Origin of the sequence: Stappia taiwanensis, assembly GCF_014635285.1 — a bacterium.
Taxonomy (GTDB): Bacteria; Pseudomonadota; Alphaproteobacteria; order Rhizobiales; family Stappiaceae; genus Stappia; species Stappia taiwanensis.
In genome coordinates, this window is record NZ_BMCR01000004.1 from 338,402 (window position 1) to 353,456 (window position 15,055).

General features: G+C 64.9%; 12 protein-coding genes. 7 read left to right on the forward strand and 5 right to left on the reverse strand.

Features of this window, described 5'->3' with window-relative positions:
* The first annotated feature begins 47 nt into the window (after positions 1 to 47).
* A complete protein-coding gene (locus IEV83_RS12225; protein ID WP_181758975.1) occupies positions 48 to 1,043 on the forward strand; it encodes a hypothetical protein in 996 nt (331 codons plus the stop codon).
* Here IEV83_RS12225 and IEV83_RS12230 read toward each other — a convergent pair.
* The 5 genes from IEV83_RS12230 to IEV83_RS12250 form a co-directional block, all read right to left on the reverse strand.
* Complete coding sequence (locus IEV83_RS12230) at positions 967 to 2,793, reverse strand: glucosamine inositolphosphorylceramide transferase family protein (RefSeq protein WP_181758974.1); 1,827 nt, start codon at positions 2,791 to 2,793, stop codon at positions 967 to 969. The genes IEV83_RS12225 and IEV83_RS12230 overlap by 77 nt on opposite strands.
* Positions 2,794 to 2,929: 136 nt before the next feature.
* Positions 2,930 to 4,312, reverse strand: a complete 1,383-nt coding sequence (locus IEV83_RS12235; protein WP_244628157.1) for a sugar porter family MFS transporter — start codon at positions 4,310 to 4,312, stop codon at positions 2,930 to 2,932.
* A complete protein-coding gene (locus IEV83_RS12240) occupies positions 4,309 to 5,643 on the reverse strand; it encodes a sugar porter family MFS transporter (protein ID WP_181758973.1) in 1,335 nt (444 codons plus the stop codon). Before IEV83_RS12240 ends, IEV83_RS12235 begins: the two co-directional genes overlap by 4 nt.
* Positions 5,644 to 5,645: 2 nt before the next feature.
* Complete coding sequence (locus IEV83_RS12245; RefSeq protein ID WP_244628158.1) at positions 5,646 to 7,142, reverse strand: FAD-dependent oxidoreductase; 1,497 nt, start codon at positions 7,140 to 7,142, stop codon at positions 5,646 to 5,648.
* A gap of 13 nt (positions 7,143 to 7,155) precedes the next feature.
* The gene (locus IEV83_RS12250; RefSeq protein WP_244628159.1) at positions 7,156 to 8,478 is read right to left on the reverse strand and encodes a DegT/DnrJ/EryC1/StrS family aminotransferase; all 1,323 of its coding nucleotides are present in this window, start codon (positions 8,476 to 8,478) and stop codon (positions 7,156 to 7,158) included.
* Positions 8,479 to 9,059: 581 nt separating this feature from the next.
* Here IEV83_RS12250 and gad point away from each other — a divergent pair.
* The 6 genes from gad to IEV83_RS12280 all read left to right on the forward strand — a co-directional run bounded on the left by gad (position 9,060) and on the right by IEV83_RS12280 (position 14,878).
* Positions 9,060 to 10,439 (forward strand): glutamate decarboxylase, encoded by a 1,380-nt coding sequence (gene gad / locus IEV83_RS12255; RefSeq protein WP_181758971.1) that lies wholly within the window; start codon positions 9,060 to 9,062, stop codon positions 10,437 to 10,439.
* Between the two features lie 40 nt (positions 10,440 to 10,479).
* Positions 10,480 to 11,331, forward strand: coding sequence for a hypothetical protein (locus IEV83_RS12260; protein ID WP_181758970.1), 852 nt, complete (start codon positions 10,480 to 10,482; stop codon positions 11,329 to 11,331).
* 59 nt (positions 11,332 to 11,390) lie between these two features.
* Positions 11,391 to 11,741 (forward strand): hypothetical protein, encoded by a 351-nt coding sequence (locus tag IEV83_RS12265; protein WP_181758969.1) that lies wholly within the window; start codon positions 11,391 to 11,393, stop codon positions 11,739 to 11,741.
* Positions 11,738 to 12,517 carry a helix-turn-helix domain-containing protein gene (locus tag IEV83_RS12270; protein WP_181758968.1) on the forward strand — a complete coding sequence of 260 codons (780 nt, stop codon included), beginning with the start codon at positions 11,738 to 11,740 and terminating at the stop codon, positions 12,515 to 12,517. The genes IEV83_RS12265 and IEV83_RS12270 overlap by 4 nt, the downstream gene beginning before the upstream one ends.
* 104 nt (positions 12,518 to 12,621) lie before the next feature.
* Positions 12,622 to 13,110 carry a DNA packaging protein gene (locus IEV83_RS12275; RefSeq protein WP_224910718.1) on the forward strand — a complete coding sequence of 163 codons (489 nt, stop codon included), beginning with the start codon at positions 12,622 to 12,624 and terminating at the stop codon, positions 13,108 to 13,110.
* On the forward strand, positions 13,100 to 14,878 hold the full coding sequence (locus IEV83_RS12280; RefSeq protein WP_181758966.1) for a phage terminase large subunit family protein: 1,779 nt from the start codon (positions 13,100 to 13,102) through the stop codon (positions 14,876 to 14,878). The genes IEV83_RS12275 and IEV83_RS12280 overlap by 11 nt, the downstream gene beginning before the upstream one ends.
* Positions 14,879 to 15,055 lie beyond the last annotated feature (177 nt).

Here is a 15,055-nt window from a genome sequence, read left to right on the forward strand (position 1 = left end):
GGACCGCAACCTTCCGCGCCTCACATCCTCAAATCCGCTCGGTCGCCATGTCCTTCGTTCTGCCGCTTGCCCTTGCCGCCATCGGAGGCGGGATCGCCACCGCCATTTCGGTGCATGACTTCTTCGAGGGCGAAACGCTGATCGCCGACCTGCGGCGCGCGCGCCGGCTGTCCCGGCTCGATCTGACAGAGCTCGACCGGAAAGTGGCCGCAGCGCCGGTCCGCAGCCCGGCCATCGTCTCGCTGACGACGATCCCGAGCCGGATCGGCCATATCGCCATGACGCTGAAGAGCCTCATGGATCAATCTTTGCCACCGGCGGAGATCCGCATCAACGTGCCCGACCATTCACGCCGGGAGAATTGCGGCTATGAGATTCCGGCGGAGCTGGAAGGACTCGCCACCGTGCGGATCGTCCGCTGCGAGGATGTCGGCCCGGCGACCAAGCTGTTTCCGACCCTGACCGCTGTCGAGCCCGACGCACCCATCATCGTTGTCGATGATGACCGGATCTATCCGCCGGGCTTTATCGCCGGGTTGACGGCTGCCGCGGAAGAAGACCCGGACGCCGCGCCGGCCCTGTCCGGCTGGGTGGTGCCGGAGGACCTGACCGACCGGCCGACCACCATCCGCACGAACCTTTACATGCTGCCGCCGGCGCCGATCCGCGCCCGGCGCCTTCGCCAGCGCCGGGAAATCGACATCCTGCAAGGGTTCTCGGGCTATCTGGTGCGCCCGCGTTTCTTTCCTCAGATGGCGGCGATGCTGTCTCATGACGGCGCGCCGGAGGCGGCGTTCTTTGTCGATGATGTGTGGATCTCCGGCCATTGCGCCGCGCCGAAATACGTGATCCCCGCGGCCCGGGCCGGCTTCCAGCTCTGGTCGCACAGGGCGCTCTATCGCGCCTCCAGCCTCGGGCTGATCAATCGCGGCGAGGGCGGCGACGAAGGCCGCAACAACACCATCGTCATCCGTCACATGGCTGAGTGCTGGCGTGTGGGAGGCCCGGCGCGGCGTGCACCCCAAGGGCCTCAAGACGGCTGACCGCATCGGCGACAGCGGCGGTCACCGACGCATCGCCGGCCAGAAACCGCTTTGCCACCGGATCGATGGGCGCCAGACGCGGACCGATGCCCGGCAGGCCGGAGACGAAGCCGAGCCGGTCGCGCACATCGAAGGCCACCGCCCCTCCGCACATGGCAACATGATGCGGCGAGACCAGTGACACCAGATCGGCCAGCGGATGACCGCGCCCCACCGGCGTTTCCGCATAGGCCTCAGGCGCAAGCGGCGCGATCCGGCGCACCTCCGCCGCCTGGCCGTAATAGTCCGTGTTCTTCTGGATCACCCGCATCGGCCCGTCCGCATCGAGGAACAGGCTGCCAGCGCCGCGCCCGTAGCCATGCGAGCCATCGGCGAAATGCCGCGCCTCGTTCACCGGATGAGCGGTCAGCGCGCCGGTCTCCAGATCATCGGTGGAAAAGACATGAAGGGTCCGCGCGCCTTCGCCGTCCGCGCTCATGCAGGTCACCAGCCACCACTTGCCGTCGCGATGAAACACCTTGGTGTCGACCGCATCCACATCGTGGAAGAAGCGGCGCACCCGGCGCCACCTGCCCGGAAAGCCCACGCATTCATAGAGATCGAGCGCCCCGAGGGCGCAGGTCTCCGGCACCATCATCAGCCGGTCGCCGATCTGGAACAGATAGGGAAATGAGGCGTGCTCGCGCAGCGGCAACACCGGATGCACCGGTCCGGGCCGCAGCTCCTCATCCAGCTCCATCGCCACCAGCCGGCCGCATTGCTCCACGTATTCAAACTCCTCGACGAACAGCCAGAGCCGCCCATCCCGACGCATCAGGAACGGATCGGCGTAATAGCTCAACGCCGGCGCGCGCACCGGGGTCGGTGCCTCGTCGCCGGGCCGCATGACGAAGACCTGGAAATGCTCCTTCGGCCAGCGGTGCAGGCCGAGAAGGCGCCGGGTGTAGAAATCCTGCCAGCGCAGATTGATCCGGTCGCCCACCTTGTAGGCCCGGTAGCCGAGACGGACCAGCGGGTCGGCCCAGAGGGGCTGGCCGCCCAGCACCTTGTTGCGGGAGCTGAGCCAGCGCACCGGGCGGAACGAACTGATGTCGATGTCTCCCGGATTGAGCACCAGCTCACCGGCTTGCTCCATCCGGAACAGCACCACGCTCAACACCGTCTGGTCCGCATTGTGGCCGCTTCGCTCGGCGGTAAAGGCGCGCGGATCGAGCGCCAGATCGCGCCAGGTGGCGATCAGCTTCCGCGCTGCGGGGGTAGCGGTCGCAAGGCCCAGAACTCCGCCGATGCGCACCTGACGATGCAGAAATTCCGGCTCGATCCGCAGATAGTCGCGCACGGCCGGCTCGCAGCACTGGTCGATGTTCGACTGCCCTTCCAGCGAATAGACATGATGGCGGGCCAGCACCTCCAGCGGCTCACGAAGGTCACCATGAAACAGGGTGGCGCTGTCGAGCCAGAACACGATACCGCCGAAGCGCTCGGCAACCTCGGCGATGATCAGCGGCTTCCAGGCGAAGGTCTTGGCCTCCACCGCCACATGCGGGGGATAATCCTCGAAGCGGAAACGAATGATCTCGCACCATGGGAAACGCGCGCTGAGATCCTGGCGCTGCTCCGGCGTCAGGCCGAGATCATAGGCAAGAATCCGGTGTTGCCGGTGCAGCCCCCGCCGCCGGACACTGAGCAGAAACTGGGCAAGGGTCCTGCCAAAACCCGCGTTCGCGGCGGTGACGATGGTAACGGTCATGAAGGCTGCCAAATAGAGAACAACTTGAGCGGTTTCTTGTCACCGACAATCGCCGGGATGGCAAGGGCGCGCCATCGCCCGCATCGAGATATGGAGACAGACAGGTGAGGACGGGAACCTCCGCCCTCCCCGCTTGTCACGACCGCCCCAGACGCCGCAGCGGCACACCAGAAACGACCTTTTCCTCGATTTCCTCTAGGGCACATCCCCGGGTTTCCGGGATCCAGACCACCGCCACCACCAGTGCCAGCGCGCAAACCGCCGCGAACAGCATGAAGACCACCGCCAGACCGAACGCCGTCACCCCTGTCAGGAAGAAAACCGCCACCAGCGCATTGAACAGCCAGGAGGTGGCCGAGGCCGCCGACAGGCCGGCTTCCCGATAGGTCGATGGCACCAGTTCGGCCATCAGCACGTAGGGCAGCGGCCCGAGACTGATGGCGAAAGCGGCGATATAGACGCACAGACCAGAAAGGCCAAGCAGCGGCAGGTCAAAGAGGTTGGCGGCCACCACGGCACACAGGCCAAGCACCATCACCGCCGCGCCATAGATCGCCAGAGGACGGCGGCCCAGCCGGTCGACCACCAGTATCGCGATGACCGTCGCCACCACATTGACGAGCCCAAGGCCAAAGGTTGCTCCGAGCGCCGCCACGCCGGCGGGAAAGCCCAGCTCGATGAAGATCTTCGGCGCATAATAGAGGATGCCGTCGATGCCGCTGAGGTTTTGCAGAATGAACATGGCGCAGCAAAGCGCCAACACCGCCACGGTGGCCCCCTGTCGCAAGGAGCCGAACCGATCCCTCAAGGACGGAGCCGGCCGATCCCGTTCTGAAAGCGTATCCACCGCCAGCACCGCCGGTTGATGCTCGACGCCAAGGGCAGCGGCGGCGCGCCGGGCGCGCTCGCTCCGGCCCACACTTTCCAGCCACAGCGGACTTTCCGGTACGCTCGCCAGCGCCGCAAGGCCCAACAGAGTGATGATCGCCCCGCCGCCGATGGCCGCCGGCCAGGCGTCCGGATCCTCCAGCCACAGCGGAACCGCATAGGCGGCGAGGATGCCGAGGGTCACGGCAAGCTGGAACAGCGACACCACGCCGCCCCGCCGGTGCGCCGGCGTCGCCTCCCCCGCATACATCGGCGCGACGGTGGAGGAGACGCCCACCGCCAGGCCCATCATCACTCGGGCGACCACAAGCCATCCGAGCCCCGGCGCCAGCACGGTGATGGAGTAGCCGCCGAGCGCCAGCACGAAGGCGACCAGCAGGGCCGGACGGCGCCCGAACACGCGCGCCAATGGCGCGGCCGCCAAAGCTCCGGCGAAGCAGGAGATCACCAGCGAAACGGTGAAATACTCCTGCCCAGCGATCGACAGATCGTAGGTGCCGGCGATCGGCTCCAGCCAGCCGGCGATGCTGGCGGTGCTGTAGCCGAACAACAGGCCGCTGGCGACGGTCAGCAGTGCAACACGCGCCAGCGAGAACGCCATCGGCCCTTCCATGGTGGGCAGGGGTTTCATGCGGTGACCGCAAGCCCCCGCTTTTCCAGGTCTTCAAGGCTCGCGCCCTTGGTCTCCGGCGCCCGTGCCCAGGCATAGATGGCACCGAGGACGCAAAAGCCGCAGAAGATCGCGAAGGTGACGGCAGCCCCGGCAGCAGCCACCACGACCGGGAAGAGGAACACCACCAGGAAGTTGCAGCCCCAATTGGCCACCGAGGCCATGGCCATGCCCCGGCTACGCATGGACAGCGGGAACAGCTCGGACATGTAGATCCACGGAAGCGGCCCGAGGCTGACGGCAAAGAAGGCGATGTAGACAAACAGGCCGACCAGCGCGACCGGCGCCATCTCCGGATTGCCCGAGTTCATGGTCAGGGCAATGACCGCAAGGCTGGCGGCGGCGCCGAGAAAGCCGATGATGAACAGGGGCCGGCGGCCGAGCCGGTCGACAATGAACATCGCCACCACGGTCATCAGCACGTTGACGATGCCGATACCGACGGTCGCGGCAAGCTGAGTGCTGGCACCGTCGAACCCGGCATGACCGAGGATCGTCGGTGCGTAGTAGATCACCGCATTGATGCCGCTGACCTGCTGCAGCAAAAAGGCGATGATGGCGAAGGAGGCGATCGGCCGCATCCGCTCCGACAGGAACTGGGACCAGTCCGCACTCTTCGGCGCCGAAGCCTGCGAGGCGGCGATATCACGGACGATTTCGGCGGCAGCCTCCCGGCCCAGCTCCGGCTGTACCGCAGCGATGACCGTTTCCGCCTCCTCATTGCGACCGCGCATCACCAGCCAGCGCGGGCTTTCCGGCGCGAACCAGATGCCCCCGAGCGTGACGATGGCCGGCACCGCCCCGAGCGCCAGCATCCAGCGCCAGGCGCCGAGCGGCTCCAGCATCATGTCGATCAGATAGGACACCAGAATGCCGATGGTAATCATCAACTGGAAGGCGGAAACCACCGCGCCGCGCTGACGCGCCGGCGCCAGTTCCGCCAGGAACATCGGCGCGGCAAGCGCGGAGGCACCGATGGCGATGCCCAGCATCAGCCGCGCGACGACCAGAACGACCTCGCCGCTGGCAAGGCCACTGGCAAGTGCGCCGATGCCGAACAGCAGCGAACAGATGATCAGCACCATGCGGCGACCGAGCGCATCCGCCCAGATCGCCGCCAGGATTGCACCGGCGACCGCGCCGAGCGGTACGGCGGAGGTCACCATGCCCTCGCCCGCCGCGGTGATGCCAAACAGCTTGGTGATGAATGGCAGCGCGCCGGCGATCACCCCTTCGTCAAAGCCGAAGAGGAAGCCGAACAGCGCGGCCAGCGCGACGAGACGAATGAGCATGATCAGGCCTTTTCCTCAAGCTGGGCGGCAACGCCCTCGGCATGGCGCAAGGACCAGGCCGTGATGGTGAGATAGCTGTTGGCCGAGCCCTGCGACGGCCATGCGGCGGAATCGGCAACCGACAGATTGCCGAGCGACCAGAACCGGCCGTAGGTGTCGGTCACGCCGACGCCCGGCTCCGCCGACATGCGCAAGCCGCCGATCTCGTGCAGCGCGGCGCCCGGCGGGTTGATCTGGCTGCGCACCAGCTCCGCCCCCATGCCTTGGGCCACCTGCGGCAGGAAGGCGTTCATCTCGTCGAGAATGCGCAGATCGCTCTCGGTCCGGTCGGCCAGGACCACATATTCGCCCATGCTCCCCGGCCCGTCGCCCGCCTGTCCGGTCATGTGCACTTCATTGCTCTTAGCCGCCTCGCCGACACCAAAGCAATAGGCCAGCAGATAAAGCCCTTGCGGATTGCAATCGAGCCAGACCGTCGCGTGATACGGCGAGTACCAGGTTTCGTCGAACGGCCCCTGCACCTGAATATGATAGGGCCGGTTCTCCGCCGCCGGAATGAAGGTATAGATCGGCTCGTTCACCGGCGCGTTCAGCTTGAACAGGCCCTGAATGAACAGATGATCGGCGATATGACTGCCGACCAGCGGATGCACGTCCTTCAACCCCGAGGCCAGGGCCAGCCGGGTCGACTGGATCGCACCGCCCGCAAAGGCATAGTGGCGAGCAACGAGACGGAACCGCCGGTCATCCTGCGTGCCCCGGGCAATCAGGCCGGTAACCGCGTGACCATTGTGGTCGACCCGTTCGGCCAGCGTGTCCGGCACCAGAGTGATGCGCCCCCGGGCGACCGTCTGGCTCAGGAGGCCACTGCGCAGCAGGCGGTCGGCGGCGCAGTCGAACCCGCGCGGCACGTAGCCATTGCGCGATTCCTGCGTGTCGACACCAAGCGAGGCATGTTCGGCCTCGATACCGGCGCCGCGCAGACGCTCCAGGATCGTGTCCTGCGCCGCGCCGCGAAAGAACGGCGGCCGCTGCTCGCTACGCCCGGAGACATGCATCAACGCCTCGGCGTGATCGTAGTAGGGAGCGAATTCCTCATAGTTCAGAGGCCAGTCGCCGAAGTCCCACTCGGAAAAGCGCGGCGTGCAGCCGCCCCAGAACAGGGTGCGCCCGCCCACCGCCGACCAGGCATCGTTGTTGAGCGGCGAAGCCACATCCTCTCGGTAGTTCGCCCGGTCGCTCCAGGCGGTGCGGTAGCGTACCAGATTGTGGATCTGCGGGGTGATCTCGCCCCGGCTGCGGAAGGGCGAGGAGCCGACGTGGTTCGGCAGGACAAAGGGCCCCGCCTCCAGGATCACCACCGAAAGCCCCTTGCGGGCCAGCTCGATGGCGCTGGTCACGCCAGCCGTTCCCGAGCCGACGATCAGGACGTCGATGTTGGTGGTGGATTTTGAAATGGAAAAGGGATCGGAAGCGAGAATGGACGAAAGAGTAGACATGTTTTTCCCGTTTTCAGCGGCGGAACAAGGCATTGGCGACTTTGCGGAAGGCCGCGACGATGTCGTCCACATCCGCATCGGTCAGTTTCGAGGCAATCGTCAGCAGCATCGACCGGCCGCAGAGATCATCGCAGCGCGGCAATGCACCCTTGTGATAGTCGATCTCATCGGCAAAGGCGTTCAGCGGATGGGTCCAGGGGAAACCGTCCCGGCTGTTGGACCGCTTTTCCGTCAGGCTGGGAATGTTGAAATACCAGTGCAGCCCCCATTCGCGCATGGCGAGACACCCAAGCGAGCCCTCCGGGCCGTGAATGCCCTCTGCCCGCAGCGCGGCGACAAACCGTTCGCAGAGGTCCCCATCCGGGAAACTGGCGATCAGGAACGGACCGCTGTCGCCATCCGGGTCCGGCACGGTGCGGAAGGTCAGTTCCGGGATATCCGACAGCGCCTCGCGAATCCGCCATTTGGCGCTGCGCATGGCACCGGTGATCCGCGCCAGCTTGCGCGACTGGGCCAGCGCCATGGCGCCCGCCAGATCGGACATACGCGCGCCGACACCCCAGAGCTGGCAGGTCTCGTCCGAAGGATCGAGCCGGCCGGCATCGTTTCGGGCATAGCCAAGGTCGTGCAGCGCGACGATGCGGCGGAACAGGGCATCGTCATCGCTGACCACCATGCCACCATCGCCGGCCGTCATGTTCTTGTTGAGCTGGAAACTGAAAGTCGCGATATCGCCGAACCGGCCAACCGGCGTGCCGTTCTGGCTGGCACCCGCCGCCTGGGCGCAATCCTCGATCAGCTTGATTCCATGTTCGTGGGCAATGGCGGCGATGCGGCCCACGTGCCCCGGTGCGCCGCTCATGTGCACCAAAAGGATCGCCCGGCTGCGCTCGTTGATCTTCCGCTCCAGATCCTCCGGATCCATACAGAAGGTCTCGTCAATATCGACAAGGCGGGGAATGGCGCCGCTACGCACGATGGCCGAAACGCAACTGACCCACATGTAGCCGGCGATCAAAACCTCGTCGCCCGGACCGATTTCCAGCGCCGAAAGGGCGATAGATAGAGCCGCGGTGCCGGAGGAGACCGCCAATGCGTTGCGATGACCGTGGGTTTCGCACCACTCCCGCTCCAGCGTCTCGACCATATGTTGCGGATCGGGCCCGTAGAACCGGAACGGACTTTGCGCCAGCACCACCTTCTCGACCAGCGCGCGCTCTTCTTCACCGATCCAGTGCGCCCCCGGCAACTCCCAGGGCAGCGGCTCGGTGCGCACCGGATCGCCGCCTTCGATCGCAAGACGGTTCGCCATCACGGTATGATTATGGTCGGTCAAACGGTGTCTCCCCAAGCCGTAGAAGTCTGCGTCTTCCACCGTGACCGGCCACCCTCCGGGCACACCCTCCACGGCGCCAGCCGGGGCTGGTAAGCGCCCGGCAGCGAAGGAATTCAACACAGAAGGTGTTATTGCTTTATTTCCAGACGTGTAAATTTTGACGGATACACCAGATCTGGCGTGACCCGACCTACCCCTCCGCAAATGCAATCTGTGCGTGCAACCTTACCCAGGCTTATCTGGCGGAACAGAGCGCGTCATCCTGTCGTGAGCTTGCCCCCTGCGCCGCACATATCAAACACAGATTTTTGCAACACCATGAACTCTTGCTTGATTCACTCTCCCGAAAGAAGGTTCCAATCCTCTTTGCACGCCCCTCGCGCTTCCTCTACCGTACGTTCAGTCAATCGCCAGTTCTCGCATCTGAAGGGAAATGCCCGGGAAGCAACGATGACTTTCAGTCTGTCTGGTACAACATCACTACACACTCGCACAGTGGAGCCATCCTCCGACAGCGCACCTCCCTCATCATTACCAGACACCACCCCCTCCCCCTTCCCGCCACAGATACGGAGATCCCGATGAGCCGCAAATTCGACAACCCGTATGATGAGGTCTATGGCGCAAGGGGACTGTCCCTGTCATTGCCGAAATCGGATTTTCCCGCGCGCGAGGAAGACCCGCGGCGGGTCTATTCCGCCGTGCGCGACGAGTTGATGCTCGACGGCAATGCGCGCCAGAACCTGGCAACCTTCTGCCAGACCTGGGAAGAGCCCGAGATCCACGACCTGATGGATCTGTGCATCGACAAGAACATGGTCGACAAGGACGAGTACCCGCAGACCGCAGAGATCGAAGCGCGCTGCGTGCGCATGCTCGCCGATCTCTGGCACGCCCCCGAAGGGCCGGCCACGGGCTGCTCCACCACCGGATCGAGCGAGGCGGCCATGCTCGGCGGCCTGGCGATGAAGCGCCGTTGGGAGGCCAGGCGCCACGCCGAGGGCAAGCCGACCGACAAGCCGAACCTCATCACCGGACCGGTTCAGGTCTGCTGGCACAAGTTCACCCGCTACTGGGATGTCGAGCATCGCGAGATCCCCATGGAGAACGGCCGCTTCCTGATGAGCCCGGAGGAAGTGCTGAAACTGTGCGACGAAAACACCATCGGCGTCGTTCCCACGCTCGGCGTGACCTTCACCGGCGAATTCGAACCGGTGAAGGCGGTCAGCGATGCGCTGGACAAGCTGGAGCAGGACACCGGGCTGGACATTCCGATCCATGTGGATGGCGCCAGCGGAGGCTTTCTCGCGCCCTTCTGCGCCCCGGAGCTGGAATGGGATTTCCGCCTGCCCCGGGTCCATTCGATCAATACCTCGGGCCATAAATTCGGTTTGGCTCCGCTCGGCGTCGGCTGGGTGATGTGGCGACAGGAAAGCGATCTGCCTGAGAACATGGTGTTCTGGGTGAACTACCTGGGCGGAGACATGAAGGATATCGCCCTCAACTTCTCCCGTCCCGGGGGACAGATCGTCTGCCAGTACTACAACTTCCTGCGCCTCGGTCGCGAAGGATACAAGAAGGTGCATACGGCCTGCTATGACAGCGCCGCCTTTCTGGCCCGGGAGATTTCGGCGCTGGGGCCGTTCGATATTGTGTTCGATGGCGACCGAAAGCGTGGAATTCCCGCAGTTTCCTGGAAGCTCAAGGAGGGGACGGATCCCGGCTTCACCCTGTTCGACCTGGCCGACCGGCTGCGCGTGCGCGGCTGGCAGGTGCCGGCCTATACCCTGCCGGCACATTGCGAGGGTCTGGCGATCCAGCGTATTCTGGTGCGCAACGGGGTAAGCCGCGACCTTTGCTCTCTGCTGATCGATGACATCAAGGCCGCACTCACTCATCTCGAAGCCCATCCGCGCAAGACACCGCTCGGCGAGGAGGATGCCTCGGGGTTCCACCACTGATGGCCTCCCCGCTGGTTCGCCAGACCCGAGAGGGCCCGCAATGAGCGGGCCCCTTGCCCCCCAGGAACCGGCCAGCATGACGCTGGCCGGACCGGCGCCCTTCGTCACCCTGCGCCGTTTCCGACTGCACGGTCATGGCGCGATCTGGCGCGCGCGCCAGAGCCGCAAGGGCCTGCTGCGGCATCCGGAGCAGACCGAGGTCCCCTTCTGGCACCGCCCCGCCTACAACTGGTGGATCGGCCTTTGCTTCGCCATCGGCTCGCTCCACTTCATTCTTGCAGCAACGCTCTCACTGGTCCCCGGCTCGCTGGCCATCTGGAAAATCGGGCTCATCTTCTTTCTGGGCTCGATCTTCTTCACGACTGCGGGGTTCCTGCAGAACCTTCAGGCAGCGAACGCGCCGGATTTCTCGACCGCGCCTCCTCCCCCAGTCAAAGCGGGAGAGCTTCATCTGATCGGCTGGCGGCCATCCAATCTGGGCTGGCTCAGCACGATCACCCAGTTCGCCGGCACGGTGATGTTCAATTTCAACACCTTCGATGCCATCGTACCGCCGACGGACTGGTACGTCGCAGATCTGACGATCTGGCTCCCCGGCATGATCGGGTCCGTTCTGTTCCTGATTTCCGGCTCGCTCGCCTTCATGGAAATCAGTCATGCCTATTGGTCGTGGAAACCGAAAGATCTGGACTGGCAGATCGCCTTTGCAAACCTTCTGGGCTGCCTCTTTTTCATGATTTCCGGCATTCTGGCCTATATCCCCAGAGGCCCCGAACCGGGGTGGATCGCGACCGTCGCCAACCTTCACCTGTGTCTCGGCGCTGTCGGCTTCCTGATTGGTGCGCTGCTGATGATGCGGGAGAGCAAACAGACCGCAACGATGACAGCCTGAACCGGCGGCGCGCTTGCCGCGTTGGCGGATCACCGACGCAGATCAGAGCAGCCGAAAACATGAGCGCTCCGGACAGTGATGCCCGAGCTGTCCGTTCCATCGCGACTTTCAATGGGGTAAGTGGTGCCCAGGGCCGGAATCGAACCAGCGACACGCGGATTTTCAATCCCGATGGACTTTCCGGACGCCAGCGCTTTAGCCGATTTTCCCCTGTCAAACCGACGACACGAAATCAAGCACTTAGCGGCGATTTGTCAAACGCGGTTTCGGAGGAAATCCGGGACCTGGCGCGCCTTGTCCTGCGCATTGGAATGCGCCGGCACGCGACGCCGGAAAGCTACCTTGAGGACAAGCACGACGCGGCCGACCGCCTGCTGTTGCTCGCCGACCGGCTGGAGTGCAGCCGATGAACAGGGTCACGTCTCTGAAGGATCGCGGGCGCAAACCCGCCACCTACCGCATCCAGTATTCCGACAAGGCCAACTGGATGATGGCGCTTGGTATCGACCAGAGACTGACACCGGCCGAAATGCGCATCGGCATCGTTCTGTGCGGCTACATCAACGCCCGATCCGGTAGAGCATGGCCGACGGTGCCCACCCTGGCGGAAGCCACGGGCACAAGCGTCAGCAGCGCCAAGCGCGCTATTCGGAAGCTGGAGAAGGTCGGCTTGATTTCCGTGCATCGCAAGGGCGGGCGTGGGCACCCCAACTACTACGAACTGCGCTTTGATCGTCTCGTGGACACAGCCGAAAAGGGGGTCACCAGTGAACCCTTTTGTTCTGAAAAGGGGGCCAGCAATGAGCCGAAAGGGGTTCAAAACCACCCTGTAAAAGGGTTCACCGGTGACCCCCAAATAGAAAAGAAAGAAATAAAAAAAACGCGCGCGCATACGCGCGAGGAACACCCGCGACCGGAGAGCCCCGCACCAGCTCAGGGCGAAAGCGGCACCGACAACGCATCGCGCGCCCCGTCCTCACCTCCATCATCGGCAGAACAGGCGGGACGCCAGCGCGCCGAATTCGTGCCCCAATCTGATCCGCGATGGGATCGCCTTTCGGAGGTCTATCACCAGCGCAAGGGCAAGCCGCCAATGACTTTGCGGTTGCATGGAGAAAAGGGGTGGCTGTTTCCCGTGGACGTTCTCGACGCCCTGGAGGACTGCCAGCGTTTGGGTCCTTCCTAGGCTCGGGCAATGCGGGGAGACACAGCCCGGCGTTTTTCTCGCTGAAGTCAAATTGATAGCTAAAAGCAAATGATGCCAACGGGTTAGCTATGCGGAAGGTGCATATGTCGGACATGATCGGGGAACCCCGGACCTTGCGGAAGTCGGATTTCGCCAAGGTCGCCAACGTGTCGCCGGGGCGGGTGTCACAGATGATCCGCGCCGGCCTGCCGGTGGAGCCTGACGGGCGGATTGACGTTGCACGTGGCCGGCTGTGGATCCAGTCCAACATCGACCCCAAGCGATCCGCCGCCCAAAGCGACCAGGGCGACCTGCCGCTTGCCGCCCGCACCGACGCGGCGACCGAACGGGCGCGGCTGGTGAAGGAACAGGCGGACCATGCGGCGCTCAAGAACGCGCTGCTGCGCCAGGACCTGCTGCCCGCCGCCGATGTGGAACGGGAATGGACCGACATGCTGCGGCGCGTGCGCTCCCGGCTTCTCGCCGTCCCCTCCCGGCTGCGGCAGGTGCTGCCGCACCTGACCGCCCATGACGTCGGCGCCATCGACACCGAACTACGCCACGCGCTGGAGGATCTTGCCAATGCCGAATGAACCGCTTTCCCGCGTTCGCCGCGCCGCGCTGCGGGCGCTCCAGCCGCCGCCGCGCCTGGCGCTTTCCGCCTGGATCGAAACCGAGATTCGCTTGCCGGCGGATGTGTCCGCCCTGCCCGGCCCGATCCGCCTCTATCCGTTCCAGCGCGGCATCGCCGATGCCATCAGCGATCCGGAGATCGAGCGCGTCACCGTCGTGAAATCCGCCCGCATCGGCTACACCACCTTGCTGGTGGGTGCGCTCGCCTCGCATGTGGTCAACGAGCCGGCGCCGGTGCTGTTCGTGCTGCCGACCGAGGACGATTGCCGAAACTTCGTCGTGACCAACGTGGAACCCACCTTCGAAGCCTCGCCGGTGCTGGCCGGGGCGCTGACCGGCGAAGCCGGCGGGGAGAACCGCAACACGCTGTTGTCGCGCCGGTTCCCCGGCGGATCGCTGAAGGTGGTGGCGTCGAAATCGCCGCGCAACCTGCGCGCCCATAACACCCGCGTGCTGATCGTCGATGAGGCCGACGCCATGGAAATGACCGCCGAGGGAAGTCCCATCCTGCTGGCGGAAAAGCGCACACTTTCGTTTCCAGACCGCAAGATTGTCATCGGCTCCACGCCGATCTTCGAAGAAACCTCGCATGTGCTGAACGCCTACGGCCGCTCCGACATGCGGGTGTTCGAGGTGCCTTGCCCCGGCTGCGGCGCGTTTCAGGAAATCACCTGGCGGGATATCCACTGGCCGGAGGGACGGCCGCAGGACGCGCATTGGGCCTGCCCGGCCTGCGGTTCGGTGGTGGAGGAACGGCACAAGCCGGCCATGGTCGCCGGTGGCCGCTGGCGCGCCACCGCGCCGGAGGTGGAGGGGCATGCCGGCTTCCGAGTCAATGCGCTGGTGTCACCGCTGGCGAACGCTTCCTGGGGCAAGCTCGCGGCGGAATTCCTGACCGCGAAGGACACGCCGGAGCTGCTCCAGACCTTCGTCAACACGGTGCTGGGGCAAGGCTGGCGCGCGGAAGGCGAGGAACTGGACGAGGCGGCCCTTGCCGCCCGCGCGGAAGGGTTTTCCGTCGAGGCGCTGCCGGAAGACGTGCTCGCGGTGACGGCGGGCGTGGACGTGCAGCGCGACCGGCTGGAAATCACCTTCGTCGGCTGGAGCCGGACGGGCGATGCCTTCGCCCTGGGGCATTCGGTGGTCTGGGGCCTGCCGGCCGATGGCGCCACCTGGGCGGAGCTGGACAGCCTCCTGAAGACCCGCCTCCCGCATCCCCTTGGCGGCACGCTGGGGCTCGATGCGGTGGCGATTGATTCCGGCGATGGCGAGACCATGGAAGCGGTCTATGCCTTCGCCTTCCCGCGTGCGGCGCGCAAGGTGCTGGCGATCAAGGGCGCGTCCGGCGCGCGGCCGTGGATCGAGCGTTCCAAGAGCCGGATCAAGGGCGGCCGGCTGTGGATTGTCGGCGTGGACGGGATCAAGAGCCACCTGGCCGGCCGGCTTTCGTCCGGCACCAGCGTGCGCTTTTCCCGGGAGCTTCCGGCGGTCTGGTTCGAACAGCTCGCCAGCGAGCGCGCCGTGGTGCGCTATGCCCGGGGCCAGCCACAACGGCGGTTCGAGCGCATCGCCGGGCGACGGGCGGAAGCGCTCGACTGCATGGTCTACGCCTTCGCCGCCCGGCAGCTGATCAATCCGAATTGGGACGAACGGCGGGACGCGCTGGCGCGACCGGAGGTGCGAGACGCAAAGCCGGCGGGCGTGATCCGGTCGGGGTGGTGTGGCTAAACCAACACACGCGCCTCAAGGGACGCATATGGAGCCCTCGAGTTTCTATTTGCGTTTGCACATTGTGTGATAGTGTGGAAAAGCCTCATTTGAGGATTGCACGAAGGGCGCAGCTAACGTGACGGCCATGCGGCTCCATCCATCGATGGCATACCACGTCTTGAATGCCATCGGACT